The sequence below is a fragment of the Sorangium sp. So ce381 genome (assembly GCF_051473845.1).
Lineage (GTDB): Bacteria > Myxococcota_A > Polyangia > Polyangiales > Polyangiaceae > Sorangium > Sorangium atrum.
On the sequence record NZ_CP150336.1, the window covers coordinates 5262079 to 5285623 of the forward strand.

Annotated in this window: 16 protein-coding genes; 6 read left to right on the top strand and 10 right to left on the bottom strand. The window is 73.4% G+C overall.

Annotation, left to right across the window (positions count from 1 at the left end):
* Positions 1–83: 83 nt before the first annotated feature.
* On the top strand, positions 84–5735 hold the full coding sequence (locus tag WMF29_RS19720; RefSeq protein WP_437330321.1) for a pentapeptide repeat-containing protein: 5652 nt from the start codon (positions 84–86) through the stop codon (positions 5733–5735).
* A gap of 16 nt (positions 5736–5751) precedes the next feature.
* Here WMF29_RS19720 and WMF29_RS19725 read toward each other — a convergent pair whose 3' ends face one another.
* Positions 5752–6378 carry a recombinase family protein gene (locus WMF29_RS19725; protein ID WP_437330322.1) on the bottom strand — a complete coding sequence of 209 codons (627 nt, stop codon included), beginning with the start codon at positions 6376–6378 and terminating at the stop codon, positions 5752–5754.
* A gap of 488 nt (positions 6379–6866) precedes the next feature.
* Between WMF29_RS19725 and WMF29_RS19730 the strand changes: the two genes are divergently transcribed.
* Positions 6867–7325 (top strand): DoxX family protein, encoded by a 459-nt coding sequence (locus WMF29_RS19730; protein WP_437330323.1) that lies wholly within the window; start codon positions 6867–6869, stop codon positions 7323–7325.
* Between the two features lies 1 nt (position 7326).
* Here WMF29_RS19730 and vapC read toward each other — a convergent pair whose 3' ends face one another.
* On the bottom strand, positions 7327–7731 hold the full coding sequence (gene vapC, locus WMF29_RS19735; RefSeq protein WP_437330324.1) for a type II toxin-antitoxin system tRNA(fMet)-specific endonuclease VapC: 405 nt from the start codon (positions 7729–7731) through the stop codon (positions 7327–7329).
* Positions 7728–7976, bottom strand: coding sequence for a hypothetical protein (locus WMF29_RS19740; protein WP_437330325.1), 249 nt, complete (start codon positions 7974–7976; stop codon positions 7728–7730). The genes vapC and WMF29_RS19740 overlap by 4 nt, the downstream gene beginning before the upstream one ends.
* A gap of 217 nt (positions 7977–8193) precedes the next feature.
* On the opposite strand from WMF29_RS19740, the gene WMF29_RS19745 reads away from it, so the two are divergent.
* From WMF29_RS19745 to WMF29_RS19755, 3 genes are read left to right on the top strand one after another with little or no spacing between them, the layout of a single operon-like run.
* Entirely contained in the window at positions 8194–8946 is a 753-nt protein-coding gene (locus WMF29_RS19745) for an ATP-binding protein (protein WP_437330326.1), read from the top strand.
* A gap of 25 nt (positions 8947–8971) precedes the next feature.
* The gene (locus WMF29_RS19750) at positions 8972–10300 is read left to right on the top strand and encodes a WD40 repeat domain-containing protein (protein ID WP_437330327.1); all 1329 of its coding nucleotides are present in this window, start codon (positions 8972–8974) and stop codon (positions 10298–10300) included.
* A gap of 4 nt (positions 10301–10304) precedes the next feature.
* The gene (locus tag WMF29_RS19755) at positions 10305–10703 is read left to right on the top strand and encodes a toll/interleukin-1 receptor domain-containing protein (RefSeq protein WP_437330328.1); all 399 of its coding nucleotides are present in this window, start codon (positions 10305–10307) and stop codon (positions 10701–10703) included.
* Positions 10704–10987: 284 nt separating this feature from the next.
* Here the strand turns inward: WMF29_RS19755 and WMF29_RS19760 are convergent, their stop codons facing one another.
* The 4 genes from WMF29_RS19760 to WMF29_RS19775 all read right to left on the bottom strand — a co-directional run bounded on the left by WMF29_RS19760 (position 10988) and on the right by WMF29_RS19775 (position 19734).
* Complete coding sequence (locus tag WMF29_RS19760; protein ID WP_437330329.1) at positions 10988–12742, bottom strand: hypothetical protein; 1755 nt, start codon at positions 12740–12742, stop codon at positions 10988–10990.
* Positions 12743–12864: 122 nt separating this feature from the next.
* Entirely contained in the window at positions 12865–13887 is a 1023-nt protein-coding gene (locus tag WMF29_RS19765) for a hypothetical protein (RefSeq protein ID WP_437330330.1), read from the bottom strand.
* A gap of 203 nt (positions 13888–14090) precedes the next feature.
* On the bottom strand, positions 14091–17993 hold the full coding sequence (locus WMF29_RS19770) for a serine/threonine-protein kinase (protein WP_437330331.1): 3903 nt from the start codon (positions 17991–17993) through the stop codon (positions 14091–14093).
* Positions 17994–18204: 211 nt separating this feature from the next.
* The gene (locus WMF29_RS19775; protein WP_437330332.1) at positions 18205–19734 is read right to left on the bottom strand and encodes a hypothetical protein; all 1530 of its coding nucleotides are present in this window, start codon (positions 19732–19734) and stop codon (positions 18205–18207) included.
* A 333-nt stretch (positions 19735–20067) separates the two neighbouring features.
* Here WMF29_RS19775 and WMF29_RS19780 point away from each other — a divergent pair, with 333 nt between their 5' ends.
* Positions 20068–20802 carry a hypothetical protein gene (locus tag WMF29_RS19780; protein ID WP_437330333.1) on the top strand — a complete coding sequence of 245 codons (735 nt, stop codon included), beginning with the start codon at positions 20068–20070 and terminating at the stop codon, positions 20800–20802.
* A 67-nt stretch (positions 20803–20869) separates the two neighbouring features.
* Here WMF29_RS19780 and WMF29_RS19785 read toward each other — a convergent pair whose 3' ends face one another.
* The 3 genes from WMF29_RS19785 to WMF29_RS19795 form a co-directional block, all read right to left on the bottom strand.
* Positions 20870–21814 carry an outer membrane protein assembly factor BamB family protein gene (locus WMF29_RS19785; protein ID WP_437331144.1) on the bottom strand — a complete coding sequence of 315 codons (945 nt, stop codon included), beginning with the start codon at positions 21812–21814 and terminating at the stop codon, positions 20870–20872.
* 249 nt (positions 21815–22063) lie between these two features.
* Positions 22064–22654 (bottom strand): Uma2 family endonuclease, encoded by a 591-nt coding sequence (locus tag WMF29_RS19790; RefSeq protein ID WP_437330334.1) that lies wholly within the window; start codon positions 22652–22654, stop codon positions 22064–22066.
* Positions 22655–22845: 191 nt separating this feature from the next.
* Positions 22846–23472: a CDP-alcohol phosphatidyltransferase family protein gene (locus WMF29_RS19795; protein WP_437330335.1), complete on the bottom strand. Its 627-nt coding sequence runs from the start codon at positions 23470–23472 to the stop codon at positions 22846–22848.
* Positions 23473–23545: the final 73 nt, after the last annotated feature.

Here is a 23545-nt window from a genome sequence, read left to right on the forward strand (position 1 = left end):
GTCACAGCCTGGCCACGCGCGCTCGGCCAGGTCTCGACCTGGCCCGAGCCCGGAACGTGAGCGCTTGTTGTTAGAGTGGACCCGTGCCAGCGGACATCGTTACAGGGCGCGTCGACGCGCTGATCGTCACCGCGCTGCAGGACGAGCTGGAGGCGGTGCTCGCCCTCGGCGCGGGCGGTCGAGACGGCTGGCGGGAGGCGCGGGATCCGGGCGGGTTCCCGTACTTCGTCCGCGACCTCCCGAACGACCGCGGCGAGCCGCTCCGCGTCGCCGCGGCGTGGTCGGGGCGGATGGGCGAGAGCGCTGCGGCGGCGAGGGCGCAGAGGCTCATCGAGGAGCTCGATCCGGGGTGCCTCGCGATGTGCGGCATCTGCGCCGGCAAGCGCGGCGAGGTGTCGCTCGGCGACGTCATCGTCGCCGACCGGGTCTACAGCTACGACGAGGGCAAGCGCGTCGCCCAAGGCGGCGGCGAAGGCGCGTTCTTCCACGGCATCGAGACGTACAACCTCGAGCGCACCTGGAACATGGATGCCGCGCTCTTCGCGCGCGAGTTCGAGCGGCAGGCGGCGTTCGCGGCCGAGCGCCCGCCGTCGAGGCCGTCGCAGGCGTGGTGGCTCCGGCACGCGCTCTACGAGAGCCAGGTGGAGGGGGGACCGCCGCCCGTCTCGCGGCCGGAGCGCGCAGCGCGTTGCCCGGGCTGGACCGAGCGCATCGGCGAGCTGGAGGCGGCGGGCGTGCTCCGCATCGGCGACGCCGGCCTCGAGCTCACGGAGGCGGGCGTGGCGCAGGTCCGCCGGGATCGCCTGCTCCACCCGGACGGCCCGCCGCCGGCCCGGCCGTTCCGCGTGCACATCGGCCCGATCGCCACGGGCAAGGCGGTGCAGGAGGACGCGGGGCTGTTCGAGCGGCTGAAGCCGATCGGGCGGAAGGTGCTCGGCGTCGAGGTGGAGGCCGCGGCGATCGGCCACGTCGCGGAGCGCCTCGGGAGGCGGTCGATCATCGCGAAGGCGGTCTCGGATCACGCCGACAACGACAAGGACGACAGCTCCCGCGCGTTCGCGTGCCGCGCCTCGGCGGAGTTCCTCGTCGCCTTTCTGAGGCGCTATCTCGCGCCTGCGCGCGCCGAGCACGCCGGCCGAGGCCCGAGGCTGCGCCGCTTCCCGGCGCGGGCGCGGGGCGGCCACGCGGATCCGCACGGCGACGACATCCTCCTGCCGGGGGAAGGGCGCAGCGACGATTTCCTCTCGCGGGTCGAGCGCGTGTGCAGGCTGCGCGAGCCCGAGGGCGTCAAGATCGAGTGGTTCGACGCGCCCCTCCCCTTCGGCGTCTACCTTCGCGTCTCGGTCAACGAGGGCGGCATCGTCCGGATCGCGCCGCTCGCGGCGCTCGAGAGCGGCATCTCGACCGAGGCGGTCTCCGCGTTCATCGAGAGCATCGACGCCTCGTACCGGCGCGAGGATCCGGGCCTCGTGTCCACGCTGGTCTACGGCGGCGAGCCAGCGCCGGAGGAGCTCGTGCGTTACGCGAGCGCGCGGCGCGTGCGCCTCGTGCGGTTCCTCGAGTACCAGGGGCTCATCGACTTCCGCGGCTACCTTGCGTGGCAGAACGCGAGCCTCGAGCGAGACCCCACGTATCCGCCGGATCTCTACGTCGACCAGCGCGTCGCGCTCACGACGGGCCAGGAGGAGGTGGCGCGCGAGCGCGCGCTCGACGCCGTCGCGGAGCTGCTCGACTCGGAGCACAGCCGGTTCGTGCTGGTGCTCGGCGACTTCGGCACGGGCAAGACGTTCCTCCTGCACGAGCTCGCGCGGCGAATGGGCAGGGCGGGCGGCCCGCTGACGCCGGTGCTCATCGAGATGCGCGCGCTGGAGAAGGCGCGCGACCTGAACGCGCTCATCGCGCAGCACCTGGCGCTCGCGGGGCTCGGCAAGATCGATCTGCCCGCGTTCCGGCACATGCTGGCCGAGGGGCGGATCGCCCTCCTGTTCGACGGCTTCGACGAGCTCGCCTTCCGCGTGACGTACGACCGCGCGGTCGAGCACTTCGACACGCTGATCCAGGCGGCGCAGGGCAAGGCGGCGAAGGTGGTGGTCACGAGCCGGAGCCAGCACTTCATCTCGGAGCAGCAGGTGCGGTCCGCGCTCGCGGAGAAGGCCGCGCTCTTGCCCGGCTACCGGCTCGCGCGGCTCTTGCCGTTCACCGAGGCGCAGATCCGCAGGTTCCTCCTCAACCGGCTCGGCGGCGAGGAGGCGGCCGACGCGCGCATGCGGTTGCTCGCGGACGTGAAGGATCTGCTCGGCCTGTCGGCGAACCCTCGGATGCTGGGGTTCATCGCCGAGATCGAGGAGGCGCAGCTGCGGCAGGCGAAGTCGGGCGACGGCGAGATCACCTCGGCGGGGCTCTACAGGCTGCTCCTGGATCGGTGGCTCGTCTGGGAGTACGAGCGCGCGCACCCGAAAGGCGCGCAGCCGGGGCTGTCGGTGGCGCAGCGGTGGCGGGCGGTGACGGAGCTCGCGACCCGGCTGTGGCAGCGGACGGAGCAGAGCGTGAACGTGCGCGAGCTGCCGGCGGAGCTCATCGCGGCGCTGCAGGCGCTCGGACGGCACGAGCTCGATGTCGGGGTGACGGCGCACCAGATCGGATCGGGGACGCTGCTCGTGTGGGACGACCAGGAGAACTTCCGGTTCATCCACCAGTCGGTGCTCGAGTGGCTCGTGGCGCGGGAGGCGGCCGAGGAGGTGCAGCGCGCCGGGCAGGCGGCGGCGCTCGAGCAGCGCGAGCTGAGCGACCTCATGGCCGATTTCTTCGGGGCGCTCGCGGGCCGGAAGGCGGCGGAGGCGTGGGTACGCGCGGCGCTCGGCGGGGCGTGGGGGACGGTGGCGGCGGCGAACGCGCTGCGGATCGACGGGCGGATGGGGCTCGGGGTGAGCGAGCGGATGAACCTCGCGGGGGCGGACCTGCGGGGGCAGGACCTCTCGGGGAAGGACCTCAGCGGGTGCGACTTGCGGGGGGCAGATCTACGGGAAGCCAAGCTCGTAAGGGCGAACCTGAGCGGTGCGCTGATGGCGAAGGCGCTGCTCGACGGCGCGGACCTCACCGGCGCGAACCTCACCGGGGCGGATCTGACGGGGGCGACGGCGATCCGGGGGCGCCTTGTGGGCGCGGATCTGACGGGGGCGACGCTCGCCTCGACGAGGCTGCGCGGGGCGAAGCTCGTGGGGGCGCGGGGGGCGCGCTTCGACGGGTGCGACACGTTCGGCGCGGCGATGCCGGAGGCGGCGAGGTTCGAGCCCGCCTGGGTGCAAGGGAGCCGGTGCAACGCCGTGGCGATCAGCCCCGATGGGACCCTGCTCGCATCGGGTCACTCCCACGGGATCGTGGTGTGGGACATGGCGACCGGGAGCGCGCTGCGCAGGCTGGACGGCCATACCGACAGGGTCACGAGCGTCGCCTTCAGCCCTGACGGGGATACGCTCGCGTCCAGCTCGGCCGATTGCACCGTCCGGCTGTGGGACGTGTCGACTGGCAACGTGCTCTGCGTGCTCAAGGGGCACTCTCGACACGTGAACAGCGTGGCGTTCAGCCCTGATGGCGAGACGCTGGCCTCCGGCTCTTCCGACCGCACCGTCCGGCTCTGGCAGGTGGCCACCTTCCAGCAGATCGCCGTGCTCCTCGGCCATCTGGATGGAGTGATGGCCGTCAAGTTCAGCCCTGACGGCGAGACGCTGGCCTCCGGAGCCCACGACACCATCATCCGGCTCTGGAAGGTCGCGACGGGCGAGACGCTCCGCATCTTGAGCGGCCACCGGGCTGGCGTGCTCAGCGTCGCGTTCAGCCCCGACGGCGAAAGGCTGGCCTCCGGCTCCCTGGACTACGACATCGGCCTCTGGCGCGTATCGACGGCCGAGGTGCTGCACATGCTGAAGGGCCACGCGCGACATGTGAGGAGCGTCGCGTTCAGCCCCGACGGCGCGACGCTCGCCTCTGGATCGAGCGACGGGACCGTGCAGCTGTGGAATCGATCGGGCGTCGCGTTACACGCGCTCGAGGGCCACTCGGGTGGCGTGACGAGCGTCGCGTTCAGTCCTGACGGCGCGACGCTCGTCTCTGGCTCGAAGGACAGCGCGGTGCGGCTGTGGCACGTGACGACCGGCGGCGCCTTGCGCGTGCTGGAAGGACAGCCGAACGTGTCCATGGCGATGGCGTTGAGCAGCGATGGCGCGACGCTCGCGCTCGCCTCCGAGGACTTTGGCGCTCATCTCTGGCGGATGTCGACGTGGACCGCGCTGCCGCCGCTCATGGATAGCGGCATCTCCTCCGCGAAGCTGGCCTTCAGCCCTGACGGCACGACGCTGGCGTTCGCACAGCGCGACCACACGGTCTGGCTCCGGAGGCTCGGCGCAGACCGCACGGCGCGCGTGTTGAGCGGGCATTATCATGACATCACGGAGTTCGCCTTCCGCCATGACGGTGCCGTGATCGCGTCAGGCTCGCTCGACAGGACAGTGCGACTCTGGCACGCCGAGACAGCGGAGCCGCTTCGCGTGCTGGAAGGCCACGACGATGCAATCAGCAGCGTGGCGTTCAGCCCTGATGGATCGACGCTGGCCTCAGGATCGGTCGATCGAACCATCCGGCTGTGGAAGGTGGACGGCGAAGGAGCGGTGCGCGTGCTGGAAGGTCATGGCCACGTCGTGCAGAGCGTGGCGTTCAGCCCTGATGGATCGACGCTGGCCTCGGCATCGGACGACACGACCGTGCGGCTCTGGCCCCTCGCCGAGGGCGGTGAGCCACGCGTGCTGCGCGGCCACGCCGGCCCGGTGATGAGCCTGGCTTTCGGCCCCGACGGTACCTGGCTCGCATCGGGGTCCGACGACGGCAGCGTTCTCCTCTGGCGCGTGTCCGCCGGCGAGATGGCGCGCGTCCTCCAGGGGCACACCGGCGAGATCGTGAACGTGGCCTTCATGCCGGATGGCGAGACGCTGCTCTCCAGCTCCACCGACGGCACCGTCCGCTTCTGGGACGTGCTGACCGGCGCTTGCCGCGCCGTGCTCCTCAAGCTCCCCGAGGGCTGGGTCGCCTTCAGGCCCGACGGCCGCTACAAGCTCGGCGGCAACGTCGCGGGAGGCTTCTGGCACGCCGCGAACCTCTGCCGCTTCGAGCCGGGCGAGCTCGACGCGCTGGTGCCTGGCCTGCGCATCCCGGACGACGAGCCGCTGCTGCCCGTGTCGCCTGCGCTCCACGCCTCGACGGCCAGGGAGAGCGTCTCGACGACCAACCGAGTCCGCCTCTTCTTCAGCTATTCCCACGAGGACGAGGGGCTCCGCAACGACCTGGAGAAGCACCTCGCCCTCCTCGAGCGCGACGGCCTGGTCCGGGGCTGGCACGACCGCCGTATCGCGGCCGGCGATGACTGGGCTGGCCAGATCGACAGGAACATCGAAGACGCGGACGTGATCCTGCTCCTCGTGAGCGCCGATTTCCTCGCCTCCGATTACTGCTTTGACAGGGAGATGAAGCGCGCCCTCGAGCGGCACGACGCCGGTCAGGCCCGCGTCATTCCGGTCCTCCTCCGGCAGACCGACTGGCACGGCGCCCCCTTCGCCCGGCTCAAGGCGCTCCCGGCCGATGGCAAGCCGGTCACGTCCTGGCAAAACCAGGACGAAGCCTGGACCGAGGTGGCCAAGGGCATCCGGCGCGCGGTCGAGGCGCTCCGCGTCGCCAAGGCGCGCTGAGGGCTCGGTTGATCTCCTACGCCGTCTCGCCGATCGCCTCGATCACGATCCCGCCGAACCGGGCCTCGTCGGCGCGGCACCGCACGCTCCGGATGACGCATGCGTGGCTGTCCCGAGGCTCGCCGGTATCCGCGTAGCGCGCCCTGAAGCCACCGTCGAACGACGTGTTGAAGAACTCGAGAGGTCGCCCGGCCTCGTCCGTGGCCTCGTGCTTGCAAAGCCCGCACACCGCGCGCGGGTGGCGTGGCCACATGTCCAAGGGATCGCCGCAGATCGGGCAGCGGTGCGTCCCGTCCGGCATCCCGCTCCCGTCGGCGGTCACGAGGCGCGCGCCGCGCTCGCCCGCGGCGGACCGGTACGGGCCGCTGACCCCAGCGATGCTGGCGCGGTCCTCGCTCGCGACCGCGAACAGGCCGGCGCCGGCGAGGGTGACCGCGTCGAGCGCCGCCGCGAAGCCGGGCCGGTCGCCGATGTCCTCCCCGCGATCCTCGTGCCAGGCGGCGATCTCGACGCCTTCCCGGCTGGCCCAGGCCTCGATCGCCTGGCGCTGCTCTGGAGCCGAGGCGCACGCGGCGTCCGTGGAGATGCGGACGTAAGCCACGGCGCGCGCGGGGCTGCCGCGCTTGAACCGGCGAGGTGTCATCCGGGGTGAGAGAATCCTGGACGGCGATAGTTGTCCAGCGGGGCGTGATCGCGCGGACACGGGTGGCTCGTCTACGAGCGGCGCGCGCCGGAGGTTCGCAGCGCTTACTGTCAGCTCAGAGGCGGCGCCTGCGCGCTGCGCGTCTTCGAGATCGACGCGGCCGCAGAGGCAGAGGACGACGATCTGCTACGCTTGTTCGGGTTCGGCGAGGCCCGGACCGCACAGGCTCGACGATGGCTCGTGCGGCAGCTTGGATCCGAGGAGATCGCCGTGAAAGTCAAAGACTTGGAGGGCTTAGAAGAGGAGATCCTCACGCTCCTGGCCACCCTCCCGCCCGAGCGGGTGTTGTCGGCTTACACGCCCGAGCAGCGGATGGCGGGGCTGTCGCCCGAGCAACGGATGGCACGGCTCCTCTCCTCGTCCTCTCGATCTCGTTCGCGCTGTTCGTTGTCCTCGGGCGCCTCGGCGTCAGGCACCTCGGGAGCTGGGTGACCTGCTTGCGGTACGCCCTCGCGGCGATGTTCCTGCTGACCGGATCGGCCCACTTCGGGAGCCGGCGCGCAGAGCTCGTGGCGATGGTGCCGCCGGCGCTGCCCTACCCCGAGGTCCTCGTGGCCGCGACGGGGGTCCTTGAGATCGCAGGCGCGGCGGCGCTCCTGGTGCCGCGGCTCGCGCCGTGGGCGGCCGCGGGGCTGACGGTGCTGCTCGTGGCGATGTTCCCTGCGAACGTCCATGCGGCGCGCGCGGGGCTCACGCTGGGCGGCACCCCGGTGACGCCGCTGGTGCCGCGAACGCTGATGCAGATCGTGTTCGTCGGTGCGACGGTCGCCGTGGCGATCTGCGCCCGTGGCGGGGAGCGGACAAAGCGTGAGCGAGCTCGGGGTGCGCTGCGCGGCGCGCCAAGCGCTGCCGATCGAGGCGACCGCGCCAGCCGGGTGACGGGTTAGCTCAGGTCGTCTCCCAGTCCTCCAGACGGAGCTTCGTAACGCGGGAGAACTCGGAGATGTTGTGCGTCACCAACGTGAGATCGTTTGCGAGCGCGATCGCGGCGATGAGCAGGTCGTTGGCTCCGATGGCCTGTCCGCGTCCCTCGAGATCAGCTCGAATCACGGCGTACCTCTCTGCGGCCAAGTCGTCGAACGAGAGCGATCTGTAGCGAGCGAAGAAGGTGCGCTGAACGGCGAGGTTCCGTTCGCGCCGCGCGCTTCGCTCCGACCCGTAGAACATCTCCGCCTTGACGACGCTGCACACGCAGATGTCTTCATCGGGTGTCTCGGTCAGGCGATCGATGAGCACCTGCGACCGTTGGTTGAGGAATCGGATGCAGGTGTTGCTGTCGAGGAGGTACTTCATTCGATCGGCAGCCGGGTCTCGAGGAGCGGCTGTACGGGACGCGCGATGGGATCATCGGACAAGGCGCCGGCCAGCGCCTCGAGCTCGGCCCGCTTCTTCTCCAGCGCCTCCGGCGGGATTTGGGGGGCATCGATCTCCTGCCAGACGAGCACGACCTCGACTCGACGGTGAGGTGCGCCGACCTCCAGGTCAACGCGCACTGTGCCTTGCTCGTCGCTCTCGTACAGCTTGCGAACCGTGTTCATCCAGGGTGCTCCTCCGGCACGAGCGGATAGGGTGATCTTTCTAGCACGTGGAGCCGGCGATGAGGCAGCAGGCTCAATGCTGCGGCTACCGTCGCTTCTCCTCGCGCCGGGTTTGACGTTCGGATCGCTGGGACCGGCGCTGCAGCGGATCGAAGGGGGGACGCGGAGACGCTCTGCCGCTCGCGCCAACGAGGAGGTCGTCTGTTAGACTTCCGCGGTGGCGAGAGACCTCATCGACTTCGGCATCGAGCGCAGCCGCCACGAGCAGTTCTTCGGTCGAGAGGACGTGCTCGCGGCCATCGATCGCCACATCGATAGTGCGGGCGCGTCGGGCCGCTGGGTGCTCGTCACCGGCGGGCCCGGCATGGGCAAGAGCGCGATCCTCTCGCGGTGGCTCGACGTAGAAGAGCAGCGCGGCCACAGGGCGCCGCACCACTTCCTGCGGCGCGACGTGATGGACTGGGATCGCCCCGAGGCGGTCGTGCGCTCCCTCTCGGCGCAGATCGAGGCGCTCTACCCGGCACAGAAGGACCCCGAGGCGCGGCCAGAGAGCCGGCTGATCGAGCTCCTGGCGAAGGTCTCCAAGCACGAGCTCGTCCCCCGCGGAGAGCGCCTGGTGCTCGTCGTGGACGGCCTCGACGAGGCGCGGAGCGACGGCGCCGGGCAGAACCCGCTGCCGAGCTTCCTGCCATACGCGCTGCCGCCGCGCGTGCACGCGCTCTGCGCCTCGCGCCCGCAGTACCCGCACCTCGGCTGGCTGCAGAGCCGCGGCAAACTGCGGCGCATCGACCTCGACGCGCCCGCGTGGGCAGGCTCGAACGAGCAGGCCTGCCGCGCGTTCTGGAGCGATCAGGCGCCGCGGTTCACGCCGCGGCTCGGCCCGAGGCTTGTACCCGAGGCTTGTAGAGGAGGCGGTCGCGCGGGCGGAGGGAAACCTGCTCTATGCGGTGAAGCTGCGGGAATGGCTTGAGGAACAGCCGGTCGAGCAGAGGCGCGTGGAGCGCCTGCCTCGCGGACTGAGCGGGTTCTTGGAGCAGATCTGGCAGCAGCTGCGGAGCCTGCCGCGCGAGCAGTTCGGGCTGGTCGCGAGCGGTCTCGGGCTGGTGTGCGCAGCGCGCGAGGCGCTGCCGATCGAGGAGATCGACGCAGCGGGGGGCTGGAACGAGGTGGAGACCGGCGAGGACTTCCTTCGCGCCGCGCGGACGCTGCTCCTGGAGGAGCCGGCGTCGTGGCGCGGCGCGCGGGCGTACCGGCCGTACCACGAGGCGTTTCGCGCGTTCGTCGCGGAGAAGCTCGGGCCGAAACGCATGGCCGAGCTGCACCGGCGGCTGCTGGAGACGACGGCGCGGTGGCCGGTGGAAGAGGGCGAGAGCGATTTCCGGAAGAGGTATGCTGCGCGCCACGCGATCGCACACGCGCTCGCGGTGGACGAGCGGGAGAAGGCGCGGGGGATGTGCCGGGATCTCGGGCTCCTGGAGGCGCTCTGCTGCGACGAGGGACCTGCGGCGCTCGAGGACGCGCTGCGCCTCGGCGCGAAGGAGCTCGGGGATGGCGAGCTCGACCTGCTCCACAGGGCGGTGCAGGCCGAGTCGCACTGGCTCCGTGATGCGCCGGGGGCGCTGTCAGCGCTGGTCTACAACCGGCTGCGCTCGGCCGGATGGAAGGCGGAGCGAATCGCGCGGACGCTGCAGTTCCCGCGCGGCTTGCCGAAGATGCGGCTGCGGCATCCGATACGAATGTGGACTGGAGCGGAGCGCACGCTGCCGGGCCACTCCGGTAACGTCACGGCCTGTTCGATCAGCCCCGACGGCCAGCGCATCGTCTCGGCCTCCGACGACAGAACGCTCAAGGTGTGGGACCTTGCGACCGGACAGCTCCTCTCCACCCTCGAAGGCCGCTCCGATCGCATCAGTCCCTACGCGATCAGCCCGGATGGCCAGCGCATGATCTCGACCTCCTTGAACCACACGCTCAAGGTGTGGGACCTTGCGACCGGGCAGCTCCTCTCCACCCTCGAGGGCCACGCCTATCACGTCGCTGCCTGCGCGTTCAGCCCGGATGGCCAGCGCACCGTCTCAGCCTCCTACGACAAGACGCTCAAGGTGTGGGAAACGTCGACAGAGGAATGCCTAGATACGGTGCATGGAATCATGCCCATTCGTGAGCGTGGCGGTATCGCAACAGCTTGTCTGCGCAGGCGACGCACACGGCAACCTTTGGCATCTCTATGCCATGGCTCCGACACTTCTTGGTCAAGGCCTTCCGACGAAGCAGACCATCCGCCTCTTCTTCAGCTATTCCCACAAGGACGAGGCGCTCCGTGACGAGTTGGAGATCCACCTCGCCCTCCTCGAACGCGAGGGCCTCCTCCAGAGTTGGCATGACCGCCGCATCGCTGCCGGAGACGCGCGGGCTAGCCAGATCGACAAGAACCTCGGCGAGGCCGAGGTGATCCTCCTCCTCGTCAGCGCCGACTTCCTTGCCTCCGATTACTGCTTCGACAGCGAGATGACGCGCGCCCTCGAACGTCACGACGCCGGCCAGGCCCGCGTCATCCCGGTCCTCCTTCGGCCGACCGACTGGCACAGCGCGCCCTTTGCCAGGCTCCAAGTGCTACCCAAGGATGCCAGACCGGTCACTCTCTGGCAGAACCGGGACGAAGCGTGGACCGACGTGACCCTCGGCATCCGGCGTGCCGTCGAGGCGCTCCGAGGGCGCGCCGAGTAGCTCCGCAGGCCCTTTGCCGGGCGCACGCACACCCCGAGCCATATCGCGACATGCCTGCCCGCCCTGCCGGCAAGCCGCCGCCGATGTCGCGACATGACCACCTGCCCTGCCGACCAGCCGCCCGCCCATATCGCGACATGCACACCTGCGCCGCCGACCAGCCGCCCGCCCATATCGCGACATGCCTGCCCGCCCTGCCGACCAGACCCGGGGCCATATCCGACATGCCGCCCCGCCCTGCCGACCAGCCCCCGGCCATATCTCGTCCCCGCCCTCGCTCCCCCTCACCGATACGGCCCGCCCCGCCCCTCCCCCCGCATCTGCCGCGCGAGCGCCAGCATGGGCCGCAGCACCTCCCGCGCCGCCGCCGGATCCGCGAGCGGCGCCCCGATCACCACCGCGATCGCGCCCGGCGCCACCGCGACCCCCTCCTCCGCATCCGCAACGCCCCCGACGCGCGCCGCCTGCTCCAGGATCGCCGCTGCGATCGCCTGCTCCGCCGCGTTCCTCGGCCTGGCCGCGCCCTCGATCGGCGGATCCAGCCGCAACGAGACCCGTGTCCTCGCCGGAACGGCCCCCTTGAACAGCGTCTCCAGCTCGAAACGCGCCCCTTCGAGCGTCCCCGAGAGCCGCATCGAACCGGCCCGGAGCGCCCCGTCGCTCTCCTCCGCGAAGCGGCGCCACGCGGGCAGCCACGCCGCCATCGCCGCAGGCGGCGGCAGCGCCGCGCCGGCCTCCGCGAGCGCCTGCGCGAGCGCGTTGACCTGCGCCAGGAACGCGTCGAGCGCCTGCTCGTCCGACGCCTCCGCGGCGCTCCACACCCACGCCTCCCTGTCGTCCACGTCGGCCCGATGGAAACCACGCAGCGCACGCCGGAGCGCAGGCCCGAGCGCGGCCAGCACCTGCGCCTCCTCCCGTCCCACCACCCGGAAGCGCCGATCGAACCCCTCCTCCCCCGTCTCCAGCCCATCGAGCTCCAGCACGCGCCGCCACTGGACGTCGAGGCGCAACCCCCAGGGCTCCGCGAACCGCACCGTCGCGCCAAGGCCGGGCCTCAACCCCTTCACGGCAGAGGTCACCTCGACGGTGCAGCCCGCGCGCACGCCGCGGAGCCGCAGCCCCCGCTCCAGCGAGAGCCCCACCCGCTTCCCCGCGCGCGCCCAGACCGCGCGCCAGCGATCCGCGCCGACCCGGGGCCGCTTGCCATCGCGCCCGGTCCGCGGCTCGAACAGGCCGACGATCACCGGCACGCGGTGTCGCACCAGCTCCCCGCCCGCCAGGTGCTCGATCGTCACCTCCAGCGCGTACTCCAGGGCAACCTCGCGGAGGCTGAAGGACGGCGCGAGATCGCTCGGCAAGGAGATGCGGAAAGGCACCTCCGTGCCCTCGGCGATCCCTGTGACATCTTGAAAGAACACGTTCGGGCAGCTCTCGTACGAACCGCTGCGCGCGTTCACCTGCTCCACCCCATTGCCGACCAGCGCGACGCGGAGCCCGAAGGGGTAGCGCCCCGGGAGACCACCGAAGGCGACGGCCCCGGTCAGGATCGCGCCCGGGGTGAGGGTCCGGCCCGGCAGCGACACCTCGACGAAGGCGCCGCGCCCGCGGTGGCTCGCGTCGATGAACGGCCCGTCTTCCGGCCGCTGCGCAGACCTGGGCCGGACGAGGACCTCCTGGCTCTCCCGCGCGTCGAGCCACCATGGAATGGAGACGTGCGCGCGGACCTCGCACCGGCACGCCTGGAAGGCGCCGGCGAAGGTCGGCGGGAGATCACCAGGCAGCGCGAACGAGACCCGGTAGCGGTGTATCCCCTCGCCGAGCCGCCCCTCCCCGGCCACCTCCTCGCTGAGGAGGAGCAGGTCGCGAACCTCGAAGGTCCCCTCGCCCGGAACCATCTGCTCGTGCGTGTGCCGCAGGGCCACGCGGACGAAGTTGATGGGCGTCTTCGCGGCGCTTTCGAGCGAGAGCCCGACGTCGAACGCCTCGCCCGGATGCACGACCCTGGGGAGGCGCAGCGTGATGAAAGGGCGGCTCCTCATCGCCGCCGTTCAGTGTAAACGACCTGGCCGACCGCCCTTCGCCGGGACGCCATGCCGCTCGTCGAACGACGGCGCGGTTGCCCTACGCACCAGCAGCGCGCCCTACCCACCGGCAGCGCGCCCTACCCGCCGTGCAGCGCACCTCCGCCGCGCGTCATGTACGCGGCGAACAGCGCCGGCGCGAGCCGCTTCATCGCGCGCCGCGCCTCGATCACCGCCTCCCCGGAGCGGCGCGCCTCGCGCGACGACGCCTCCGCGAGCGCCGCAACGAAGCGGCGCGCCCTCGAGAGCGCCTCGGCCTGCCCGGCCGCTCGCGGGCGCTCGTCGACGGCTCCCCCGGACGCGACGCGCTCCGCGAGGCCCACCTCGTCCAGCGCGATCCCCACCGGCGGCGGCAGCACCCCCGTCACGATCCCCACGGGCGCCGACCACGCGGCCGGCTCCTCCTCGATCTCGAGCTCGTAGCGCGCCACGTCGGGCAAGCCGCGCACGGCCTCGTCGCGCGCCGACGCGAGCGCCGCGTCGAATGGATCGCGGAGGAGCGCCTCCAGGTAGTATCGCCGCGCCGCGGGCTCCCCGAGCGCCGTCGCAGCGTCCGCGAGCAGGAACAGCGTGCGCGCGCTCCGCCGCACCTGCGCCGCGCTCGACAGCGAGGCGCGCGCCTCGGCCGCGTCGCCCGTAGCGAGCCAGTAGTACCCGGGAGGCTGCCCCTCGAGCCGCCCGTCGTCGCCCTCGGCCTCGCGGAGCGCCTCTGCCACACGGCGCAGGAGCACGCTGTGCAGCGACGCGAACACGCCGCTCGCGGGATCGAGGCCGCGCGCGATCCCGAGCAACGCAGCCGCCGGCGCGGCGGAGCCCCGCGCCCGCGCGAGCTTCCGCTCCAGCGCGGCGACCCGCTCTGACTGGCGGCGGAGGTCGGCGTCCGCCGGATGGATCGCCACGAGCTCCGCGAACAGCCGCCGCGCCTCGCGCAGCTCCCCCGCGGCGATCGCCTCGGACGCGAGCGATAGCCGCAGCGTGCGCTGCGCGAACAGGTCGAGCTGCCCTGCATGCGCATCCTCGCCGGGCGAGAGCGCCGCGGCGCCGTCGACCGGGACCGGCTCCACCGGGAGTGCGCGGCCTTCGAAGAGAGACAGCTGTCGCATCGCGAGATCGAGCTCCGCGCAGGCGCGCCGAGCCTAGCTCGAGCGGCCCAGGGTCGATGGCATTGCATCGACAGCGGCCGGTTTGCCGTTTCCTGGGATGTGGCCACGTCGCCGCCAGCCGCACCGCGTAACCGCTCGCGCGCATGCGTCCGCGAGCGGGGGTGTCGCACCACCCGCTCGCCAGCGGCGACGAGCGCGCTCGGCTACTCCGCCGCCTCGCCCAGCCACGCGCGCGCGAGCTCGAGCGTGCGCGCGTTGTCCGCCGCCCGCTCCAGGAAGTGCGCCCGGAACGCGCGGTCGCTGATCTTCCCGGCGCGCGCGAGCAGGCGAGCGCGCGCCTCGGCGATCGCGCGCGCGGCCTCGGCGCCACGCCCGCAGACCGACAGCGCCTCGGCGTAGACCAGGCGCACCACCGACTCGCCCTCCTCCACGCCCACCTCGTCGAGCAGCGCGCGCGCACGCTCGGCGGCGGCGAGCGCGTCGCCGGGGCTGCCGAGGTGGAGCAGCGCGCGCCCGAGCACCGCGACGGCGTAGGCGCGCATCGGCGGGGCCCGCTCGAGGATCGCGTCCGCGGCCCGCGCCTCGCGCGCCGCCGCCTCGGGATCGCCCGCGAGGAGCAGGATGCTCGCGAGGTAGACGCGCGCGCAGCCCTCCATGCGCACGTCGCCGTGGCGCTCCAGCATCGCGCACGCTGTCTCCTCGACCGACCTCGCCTCGTCGAGCCGGCCTCGGTGGGCGAGCACCAGGCCGAGGTTCTGGAGGACGTACGCCGTGGTGCCGCGCAGCTCCATCCGCTCCGACTCGGCGAGCGCCAGCCGCAGCGCCGCCTCGGCCTCCTCGAGCTGACCCACCTGGCCGTAGGAGTAGCCGAGGTTCATCCGCGCCATGCACGCCCGCCGCACGTCGCCGGCCTGCTCGAACGCGGCGAGCGCCGCCTCGATGCCCGCGAGGCTCGCGCCGGGGTCGCCGCCCGTGTGCGCGCGGATGGCGCGCGCCTCGTGGAGGTTCGCCACGGCCTCGAGATCCGGCGCCGGGGCGCCCTCGATCGCGCGCTCCGCGCCCTCGATCAGCGCGTCGGCCAGCGCGTAGCGGCCGCCGAAGATCAGCATGAGCGCGGCGGAGCTCAGGCACACGCTCTTCGCGGAGCTCCCGTCCTCGAGGGGCGCAGGCGTCTCGCGCGCGACGGCGGCCCAGCGCTCGACGCGCTCGAGGCTGCCCGTGGCGCCCGCGGCGATGATGATCCGGGTCAGCGCGGCGAACCAGGCGGCGGAGCCCTCCGCGAGGTGCTCCGCGGAGACCGCGGCGCGCTCCTCGGCGAGCGCGAGATCGCCGCGCCAGAAATGCGCCTGGCTCTCGAGCAGGCGGAGCTCGCCCACGGTGGCGGGCGCCGGATCACACGCGATGCCGCGCGCGGCGCGCGCCAGCACCGCGCCGAGGTCGTTGCCCCGGAGCGCCTGCCGCGCGGCCGCGAGGTACGCCGTGGCCGCGCGCGCGGGCTCGCCGCCGCGCTCGAAGTGCTCGGCGAGCGCCATGGGATCGGCCTCGCCGCGCTGCGCGAGGAAGCCGCCCGCGAGCGCGTGGCCGAGCCGCCGGTCGCCCTCGGTCAGCATGCTATAGGCGGCCTCGCGGATGAGCGCGTGGCGGAACCGCAGCGCGGCGTCGCCGGCCGCGCTCCGCGGCCCGATCCGCACGATCGCCTCGTGCCGCACGAGCTCGTCGAGCTCGCGCGCGACCTCCGCCCGGCCCACGAGCGCGGCGACCCCCGCCTCGGAGAACGCCTCGCCGAAGACGCTCGCGGCGCGCAGCACGCGGCGCGCCTCCGGGTCGAGCGCGTCGAGCCCGGCCTGCACCATCGCGAGCACCGTCTCCGGCGGCGCCGCGGTCCGGCCGCGGGCGGCGGCGCGGATCTGCTCCTCCAGATAGAACACGTTGCCGTCGGCGCGCTCGACGAGCGTCCTCACGAGCTCCGCGCTCGCCCGGGCGCCGAGCGCCTCCCGCACGAGCTGCTCGCCGCCCGAGGGCGCGAGCGGCGAGAGGCGGACCTCCCGGACGAGGTGAGGCCCCCAGAGCCCCGGGAAGAGCTCGTGCACGCCGGGCCGCGCCAGCGCGAGCACCGCGAACCGCCTGCCCTTGAGGTTGCGCAGCGCGGCCTCGACCAGCGTCACGGTCGGCAGATCGCCCCAGTGCAGGTCGTCGAGCACGAGGAGCACCGGCTGGGCGGCGCACTCGGCGTCGAGGAAATCCTCCCACGCGAGGCGCAGCTGGTCGCTCATCAGGAGGGGGCGCCGCCGCGCCGCCCTGAGCTGCACGTCGTCGTCGTCCGGGAACGGCGCGCCCGCGAGCTCGCCGAGGAAGGGTGCGATGCGCGCGGCCGCCGCGGCGCCGCAGCGGCGCTCGACGCGCGCGCGGATCTTGCGCCGCTTCGACTCGAGCGGCTCGCCGTCGCGCAGGCCGAGCCCGCGGCGGAGCGCGCGCTGGAGCAGGCCGAAGGCGGAGCCCGCGCTCATCGGATCCGCCTGGCCGAGCCACACCGCGAGGGGCTCGGCGCGCGACCCGAGCGCGCGGACGAGCTCGTAACAAAGGCGCGATTTGCCCGACCCCACCGCGCCCGTCACCAGCACCGCGCCCGGCGCCGCCCCGCGGACGCAGGCGTCGATCTCGGCCTCGATGAGCCCGAGCTCGCGCTCGCGCCCGACGTAGGGCGCCGGCCGGCCGAGGAGCGAGGGCTGCGTCTCGGGCTCCTCGCGCGCGCCGTGGAGCCAGCACCCCGACGCGTCCCGGGTGGCGTCGAACCGCGCGCCGAGCAGGCCCGCCGTCGTGTCGTCGATGCGGATCGCCGCCGGATGGAGGGGCTCGCGGCTGCCCTGGACGAGCTGCACGAGGCGATCGATCACGGCGCCGACCGGCAGCCGCGCCGCGACCTCGGCGCGGCCGGTGACGAGCGAGAGGCGGGCGCCGCCGAGCAGCTCCCTGAGCGAGAGGGCGCAGCGGGCCGCCTGCGCCGCGAGGTCCGTGGGCGCGGCCGAGCCCGAGAGCGTCACGAGCAGCCACCGCGCCTCCAGGAGCTCGATCCGGCCGCGGTGGCGCTCGACGATCTCGCGGATCGCCCGCGCCCTCGCCTCGTCCTCGACGTCGGAGAGCGTCGCCGCCGCGTCGGCCTGGCCCTCCCGGGCGAGGAGGAGGCACATGACCTTCCGCTCGCTGGTCGTGATCTCGCGGCCGCGCTGCGCCGGCGGGTGGGACGACGGGGGCTGCAGCGACGGCGGGCCCGCGTCGAGGCGCGGATCCAGCGCCTCCGCGGCGAGCGCCGCCGCGACGACGCCCGCGTCGCGCGGCCGGGACTCCCGCGCCTTCGACAGCATCCGCGCGACGAGCCGGTCGAGCCAGGCCGGGACGTCGTCGCGGAGCTCCCTGAGCCGCGGCGGCTCCTCGAGGAGGACCTTCATGAGCACCGAGAGCGGGTCGCTGCCGCCGAACGCGGCGCGCCCGGTGACGCACTCGAAGAGCACGCTGCCGAGCGCGAACACGTCGGCGCGCGCGTCGATCTGCGGCTCGCCGCGGGCCTGCTCCGGGGCCATGTACTGGGGCGTGCCGCGGATGTCGCCGAGCGTCGGGAACTCCTCTTCATCCCCGGAGAAGCGCGAGACGCCGAAGTCGATGAGGCGGACGCGCTGGAGGTCGCCGCCCTCGAGGATGAGGTTGTCCGGCTTCACGTCGCAGTGCACGAACCCCAGCTGGTGGACGGCGGCGAGCGTCTCGGCGATGCGCGCGGCGAGCGTGGAGGCCTCGGCGAGCGTGAGCGGGCCGCGATCGAGCCGCTCCGAGAGGGTCTCGCCGTCGAGCCACTCCATCGCGAGGTAGAGCCGGCCCCCGCCCGTCGCTCCGTGCGCGACGTAACGGGCGACGCCGGGGATCGCGAGCGTCGCGAGGGCGAGGTGCTCGCGCGCGAGGGCGCTCAGCGACGCCGTGGCGGCTGTCTGGAGGAGCTTGAGCGCGACGAGCTCGCCGGACCGGAGGTCGCGCGCGCGGTACACGCGCGCCGTCGCGCCCGAGGCGGCGTGCTCCTCGATCTCGAACCGGTCGTCGACGACCTCTCCTGCCTGCATCGAGCTGACGCGCTCCTGGCGGGCGCTCTGCCGCTATTGCACAGCGTGCCAGCGGCGCGCGCCGTCCGTCCACTGTCACCTCGCTCGACGCCGCGCGCCGTGCGTGCCGGCTCACCGCGGCCGATCACCGCGCGGGGACGCATGTCGCGGCGCAGGCGCTCGCGTCGGCGCGGCGCACACGCTGGCGCACCGGCGCGCCTCGCCGACTCACCTACCTGTCGCGCTGCGCGCCCGTGTCAGGGGGCGCTTCGCCTGCATCCGCGTCGCCTGCGCGCCGCCGCAGCACCACGTAGCGGAGGTGCGGGACGCCGCTCACCGCCACCGGAGCGAACGCGTCGCCAGCGCCGGGCAGGCGCGCGACGCGCTGCTCCACGCCGCGCGCGAACCGCGATGCGGTCCACGGCGACGCGGGCGCCTCGCCCTCGGCGAGCAGCAGCACCAGCGCGTCCACCCGGCGCGCGTCCAGCAGCGCCCCGGGGATCCGCTTCGTGGTGTGCCCGCCGGGCAGCGCCGCGATCGCCGGATCGGTGACCCCCGCGAGATCGACGAGGGTCGCGCCCGTCGCCGCCCCGAGCCAGCCGATGTCGAGCGCCGCGACGACCTCCGCCCCGGCGAGCGCGCCGCGGAGCTCCTCGACGACGCGCAGCCGGTCGCTGCCCACCCGCGCGGCGGTCGGCCCGACCCGGACCATCACGAAGAGCTCCCCCGCGAGCGCGAGCGCGAGCCGGAGCGCCGTGGCGCGCGCGTCGGCCACCGAGGCGACGTGGGCCGCCGCAAGCACCACGGCGGGCAGCGCCGGGACGACGAGCCGCGAGAGCGGCATCCAGTCGCCGCCCGCCGCCGCGACCGCGAGGAAGTGCGCCGCGACCGCCGCGAGCAGCCCGCGCGGCCACGCGGGGAGCGCGCGCCACGCGGCCGGCGCGATCAGCGCCACCGGCCCGGTCAGGAGGAAGCACGCGAGCGCGTACCGGGCCCCGAGCGCCGCGTCCGGCGCCTTCGCCAGCGCAGAGAGCGGCGCGGCCCGCCCGAAGATGGAGAGGCGCGCCACGGCCACGGCGACGAAGGGGAGGCCCGCGAGCGCGAGCGCGGCGAGCGCTCGGGCCCACGCGGGCCGCGGCGGCGCGTCCCCTGCGGCGTCGCGGCGCGGCGCCGCCTGGGCCGAGAGCGCGACGATGAGCGCGAACGGCAGGAGCTCCGGCCGGAGGGCCGCCGCCGCCCCGGCGCAGGCCGCGCCGGCGAGCGCGCCGCCGAGCGCTGGCAGCGCGACGGCGAGCGCCCCGAGCGCCGCGACGACGCCCGTCTCCATGCCCGCCACGCTCCAGGCGGCGAGCGGCGCCGACGCTGGCACGAGCGCGAGCGCCGCGAAGCGCGCGGGCCGGGCGGACGCCCGATCGACCGCGAGCGCCAGGACGCCGGCGGCGAGCGTCCACGCGAGGGCGCCGAGCGCCTTCGCGGCCGCGAGCGCGGCGAGCGGCCCGCCGGCCGCGAACGGCGCCAGCACGAACGCCCACCCGAGCGGCGTCACGCCGTCGGTCACCGGCCCGGCCGCGTTGAAGCGGTAGCCCAGCCCCCGAGCGAGGTGGTGCGCATAACGCGCCGTGATCAGGGCATCGTCGACCGTGAACCCCGAGAGCGCGAGCGCCGGGAGCAGCGCCGAGAGCGCGCCGGCGAGCGCAATGAGCAGCGAACGCTCCCGCCGCGTCACGCCGCCTGTGCGTCCGCGCGGCACTCCGATGGACACGAGGCGGAGGCGCCCGCGCTGGACAGCAGCCCGCGCCGCTCCGCGCGATCTCCATCGAGGACGCACCGACAGCGGAGCAAGCGCTCAGGGTGGACGGCGATCAGCACGCAGCGATCCTGTGACAGGCGCACGAAGGACGCAATTGCGCTCGTCTGCTCGCAATCATGCGAGCAGGCGAGATGCGAGATGCGAAACGTGACCACGCGGACGCGCGGTCACGTGCGCGAACGTCGCGAACACCTGGGCTCGCCGCGGGGCGCACGCCTCGGACAGCGGCTGCGCCGCTGCGCCTGGTGGCAGCCATGCGCCCTCGTGGACGGTATAGTTCCCCGCATGGCACTTCCCGCCGCGCTCCTGGCCGCCGTCGAGCGGCATTCGTGTTTTACCGGCTGCTATCGCAGCGAATCGGAAGTCCAGGTCTGCATCGATCCGGCGCAGGCGCTCGCGTCGACGGTGCCTGTCTGTTGCAGCGATTGCCTGAACTTCCACCCGGCGGCGCTCGTGAGCCTCTTGCCCCTCGGCATGACGTCGTACGCGCTCGCGAACGCGCTGACGACACACGTGCGCTCGCTGCGCGGGTACAAGTGGGCGACCGGCGGCTATCACACCGCGGGCACCGGCTTCTGGCTCAACGCCGCCTACTACGGCAATGGCCTCTTCCTGGTCGACGCCGCGCGCAACCGCAACGCGAGGACGGACGTCGACATGCTGATCGAGGCGTTCCAGCACGGGATCGTGCAGCCAGAGGATCCGCGCATGCTCGATCCGGCGCTCTACACGATCGAGCTCGCCTACATCAACATGTCGCGTCCCATCCTGCCGGTCCGCAACAAGCAGGATCTCCTCGCGTCGCCGCAGCGCAGCGCCACGCCGAGGCAGGGGTTCTCGCGCGTGTCGATCGTGGAGTTCCAGCCGCTCGCCGTCGCGGGACCGTCCCCTTCCGCGCAGCCGGCGAAGCCGGCGCCGCAGCCCCGGGAGCTCAAGCTCGGCGAGACGTGCCCGACGTGCGGCGCCGCCGTGATGGAGCGACCGCTGTTCTCGGGCACATTCGTGGGCTGCCTCTGCTGAGGGCGCGCCGCGGGCCACGTCGACGACCGGCTCGGCGACCGGCTCGGCGACCGGCTCGGCGACCGGCTCACGGCGACGGCGGCGTGGTCGCGCGCCACGCGGTCTCGCCGGTCGCCGGGTCGATCGCGCGCAGCGCAGCGCCGCTCACCGCGGCGCCGCTGACGACGTAGACGTAGGGGCCCGACGCCTTCGCCGCCGTGAGCCGGTCGCCGAGGTAGGCCGCGGCGCGCTCGTACCGCACGGCCCCGGACACCGGATCGAGGGCGATGATCCGCGGCTCGGTGCCGTTCACCACGTCGACGCCGACGACGACGGCGGCGCCGCCGCTCGCGACGAGGAACAGGTCGGGCCGCCCGCCGGAGAGCGGCGCGCGGGCGGCGAGCTCCTTCTTCCAGAGCGACTCGCTGCCGCGCCGCCCCTCGGCCGTGAGCCGCGGCGGGCCCTCGGTCGGCACGGTGAGCACGACCTCCACGCCGCCGGCCTGGACCACCTGGGGGTTCTTCTTGCGCTCCCAGAACTGCCCCGTGATCGCCGACGGCTGCGGCGCCGTCGGGCAGTCGGCCGCCGCGCCCCCTTCGAGCTTGATCCCGGTGGCCGTGCCGTCCTTCATCACCACCGTCGCGCAGCCGTTGCCCCCTGCGATCTCGTCGGGGACCCCGGGGAGGTTCGCCACCCACCGCTCCTTGCCGGTGCGGGCGTCGAGCGCGCGCAGCGCGGCGTCGCCCCCGCCCGCGAGCACCATGTTCGGGTCCGGGCAGGCGAGCGCATCCGGCTCCTCGATCTCCCGCGAGGCCCAGATCCCCTGCCCGCTCCGCCCGTCGATGGCCACCACGCGCCCGCGGGTCTTGCCGTCCTGCCACAGCACCGGGTCGGGCGCGTCGTCGCCGTTCGCGTCCACGAAGCAGAGGGCGTCGAGCTGCGTGGAGAGTGGGCGCGCGCGCGGCGCGGGCTCCTGCGGCGGCTCGACGCGCGCGAAGAACATCACCGCGAAGCCGATCCCGACCGCAGCCATCGCCACGGCGAGGAGCACCTTCGTCGCCCGGGACGGCCCCGGCGCGGGCGCGGGCGCGCCCTGCGGTGCAGCCGCGCCTGCGACGCCGGGGGCATCAGCGCCGCAGCGCGGGCATGCGATCCCATCATGACTTGCCTCCAGCGAGGCACCACAGCTCCTGCAGGGCCGCATCCGGGCAGTCTATCGCCGCCGGGTGCCCGTGATCGAGAGCGACCGTGCGCGGCCCGCCGGACCGGGGGCTTGCCTCTGCTACTTCGCCCAGAGCACCGAGAGATCGATCTCGATGGCCTCGAAGGGCACGGCCCGGACCCGCGCCGCGTCGCGGTGGACGGGGCCGGGCTCCCAGCCCCCGCCCGCCGCGAGCGAAAAGACCTCGAGGGTGCGCCGGATCGGATCGACGAGCCACGCGTGGAGCACGCCTTCGCGCGCATAGAGGGGCATCTTCTCCGTGCGATCGACGTCCTCGGTCGACGGGCTCAGGACCTCGCAGATCCAGTCGGGAGCGAGCGGGAAGAAGGCCGTCTCGGGCAGCTCGGGCATGCGCTCGATCCGCCATCCGGCGAGGTCGGGCACGAGCGCGTCGAACTCACCAGCCGTGTGCGGGTCGGGGAAGTGCAGCTCAGGCTCGACCAGGATGGTCCAACCGCCGGGCCCGCCTTCGCCCAGGTCGAAGGGGCCGGACAGCTTCCCTCCAAGCCTGGACGCGGCTCGCGCATGTCGCGGCGCCGGCCGGGGGAACACGTGCAGGGTGCCGCGGACGAGCTCCGCCACCTTGTTCGACGGGACGGCTTCGAGGTCGGCGTACGTGGCGCGGGGCTGCTTCTCGGCGGGCTGGCCCATGACCGGAGCCTGCCTGGGCGCCCAGGGAGAGGCAAGTCGTGTGGCGTGACGAACCCGAGCGAGGCCGGCGCGCGTCGGCGCGTACCCGCCCCTCCCCGGCGCGCGTCGGCGCGCGCCCGCCCCTCCCCGGCGCGCGTCGGCGCGTACTCGCCCCTCCCCGGCGCGCGTCGGCGCGCGCCCGCCCCTCCCCGCTACGGCTTCGGTATCCTCAACGTGCCGCTGACCATGGCGCTGCCGCTCACGGCATAGACCAGGCTGAGCGGGTGGAACACCCAGGGGCCGATCGCGATGGACCCGAGCCAGAGCTGCTCGTGCACGCGCTCCTTGGCGAAGAGCACCCCGAAGAGCAGCACGATGAGCAAGCTCGTGGGGATCGGCGTCCCCTCGTAGTAACGCACCTTTCCCCGCTCGTCCGACAGCTCGGCGGCCGTCACGTTGTACCGCGCGAGGCGGCTGATCCCGCAGGCGACGAAGTACACGAGGGAGGCGGCGTCCCACAGCCCGCGCAGGCCGAGCGCGAAGCCGAGCACCGCGGGCGCGACGCCGAACGAGACCACGTCGGCGAGCGAGTCGAGATCGGCCCCGAGCGGCGAGTGCTTGCGACGCCAGCGCGCGATCGTGCCGTCGAGGATGTCGCACGCCAGCGCGAACGGCAGGAGCCCGAAGGCCACCCAGATGTACATGCGCTCGCGCTCGGCCACATAGTTCAGGCAAAGCAGGATGCTCAGCGTGCCGCTCGCCGCGTTCGCCAGCGTGACGAAGTCGGCGAGCGCGAACGATCGGAGCATCGAGAAATGGGGCGGTCTATCAGGAGGCATGGCGCTCGGGGCGCGCAGTGTCGCACGTCCGGTTCGATTGCCAAACAACCTGCGCGGCGCGCGCCGCCGTCAT

Excerpts from the sequence above, each read along its gene's own strand:
- WMF29_RS19725 (WP_437330322.1), bottom strand. The coding sequence starts at position 6,378 with ATGACACCTCGCCGGTTCAAGCGCGGCAGCCCCGCGCGCGCCGTGGCT.
- vapC (WP_437330324.1), bottom strand. The coding sequence starts at position 7,731 with ATGAAGTACCTCCTCGACAGCAACACCTGCATCCGATTCCTCAACCAA.
- WMF29_RS19740 (WP_437330325.1), bottom strand. The coding sequence starts at position 7,976 with ATGAACACGGTTCGCAAGCTGTACGAGAGCGACGAGCAAGGCACAGTG.
- WMF29_RS19760 (WP_437330329.1), bottom strand. The coding sequence starts at position 12,742 with ATGAGGAGCCGCCCTTTCATCACGCTGCGCCTCCCCAGGGTCGTGCAT.
- WMF29_RS19765 (WP_437330330.1), bottom strand. The coding sequence starts at position 13,887 with ATGCGACAGCTGTCTCTCTTCGAAGGCCGCGCACTCCCGGTGGAGCCG.
- WMF29_RS19770 (WP_437330331.1), bottom strand. The coding sequence starts at position 17,993 with ATGCAGGCAGGAGAGGTCGTCGACGACCGGTTCGAGATCGAGGAGCAC.
- WMF29_RS19780 (WP_437330333.1), top strand. The coding sequence starts at position 20,068 with ATGGCACTTCCCGCCGCGCTCCTGGCCGCCGTCGAGCGGCATTCGTGT.
- WMF29_RS19785 (WP_437331144.1), bottom strand. The coding sequence starts at position 21,814 with ATGGCTGCGGTCGGGATCGGCTTCGCGGTGATGTTCTTCGCGCGCGTC.
- WMF29_RS19790 (WP_437330334.1), bottom strand. The coding sequence starts at position 22,654 with ATGGGCCAGCCCGCCGAGAAGCAGCCCCGCGCCACGTACGCCGACCTC.
- WMF29_RS19795 (WP_437330335.1), bottom strand. The coding sequence starts at position 23,472 with ATGCCTCCTGATAGACCGCCCCATTTCTCGATGCTCCGATCGTTCGCG.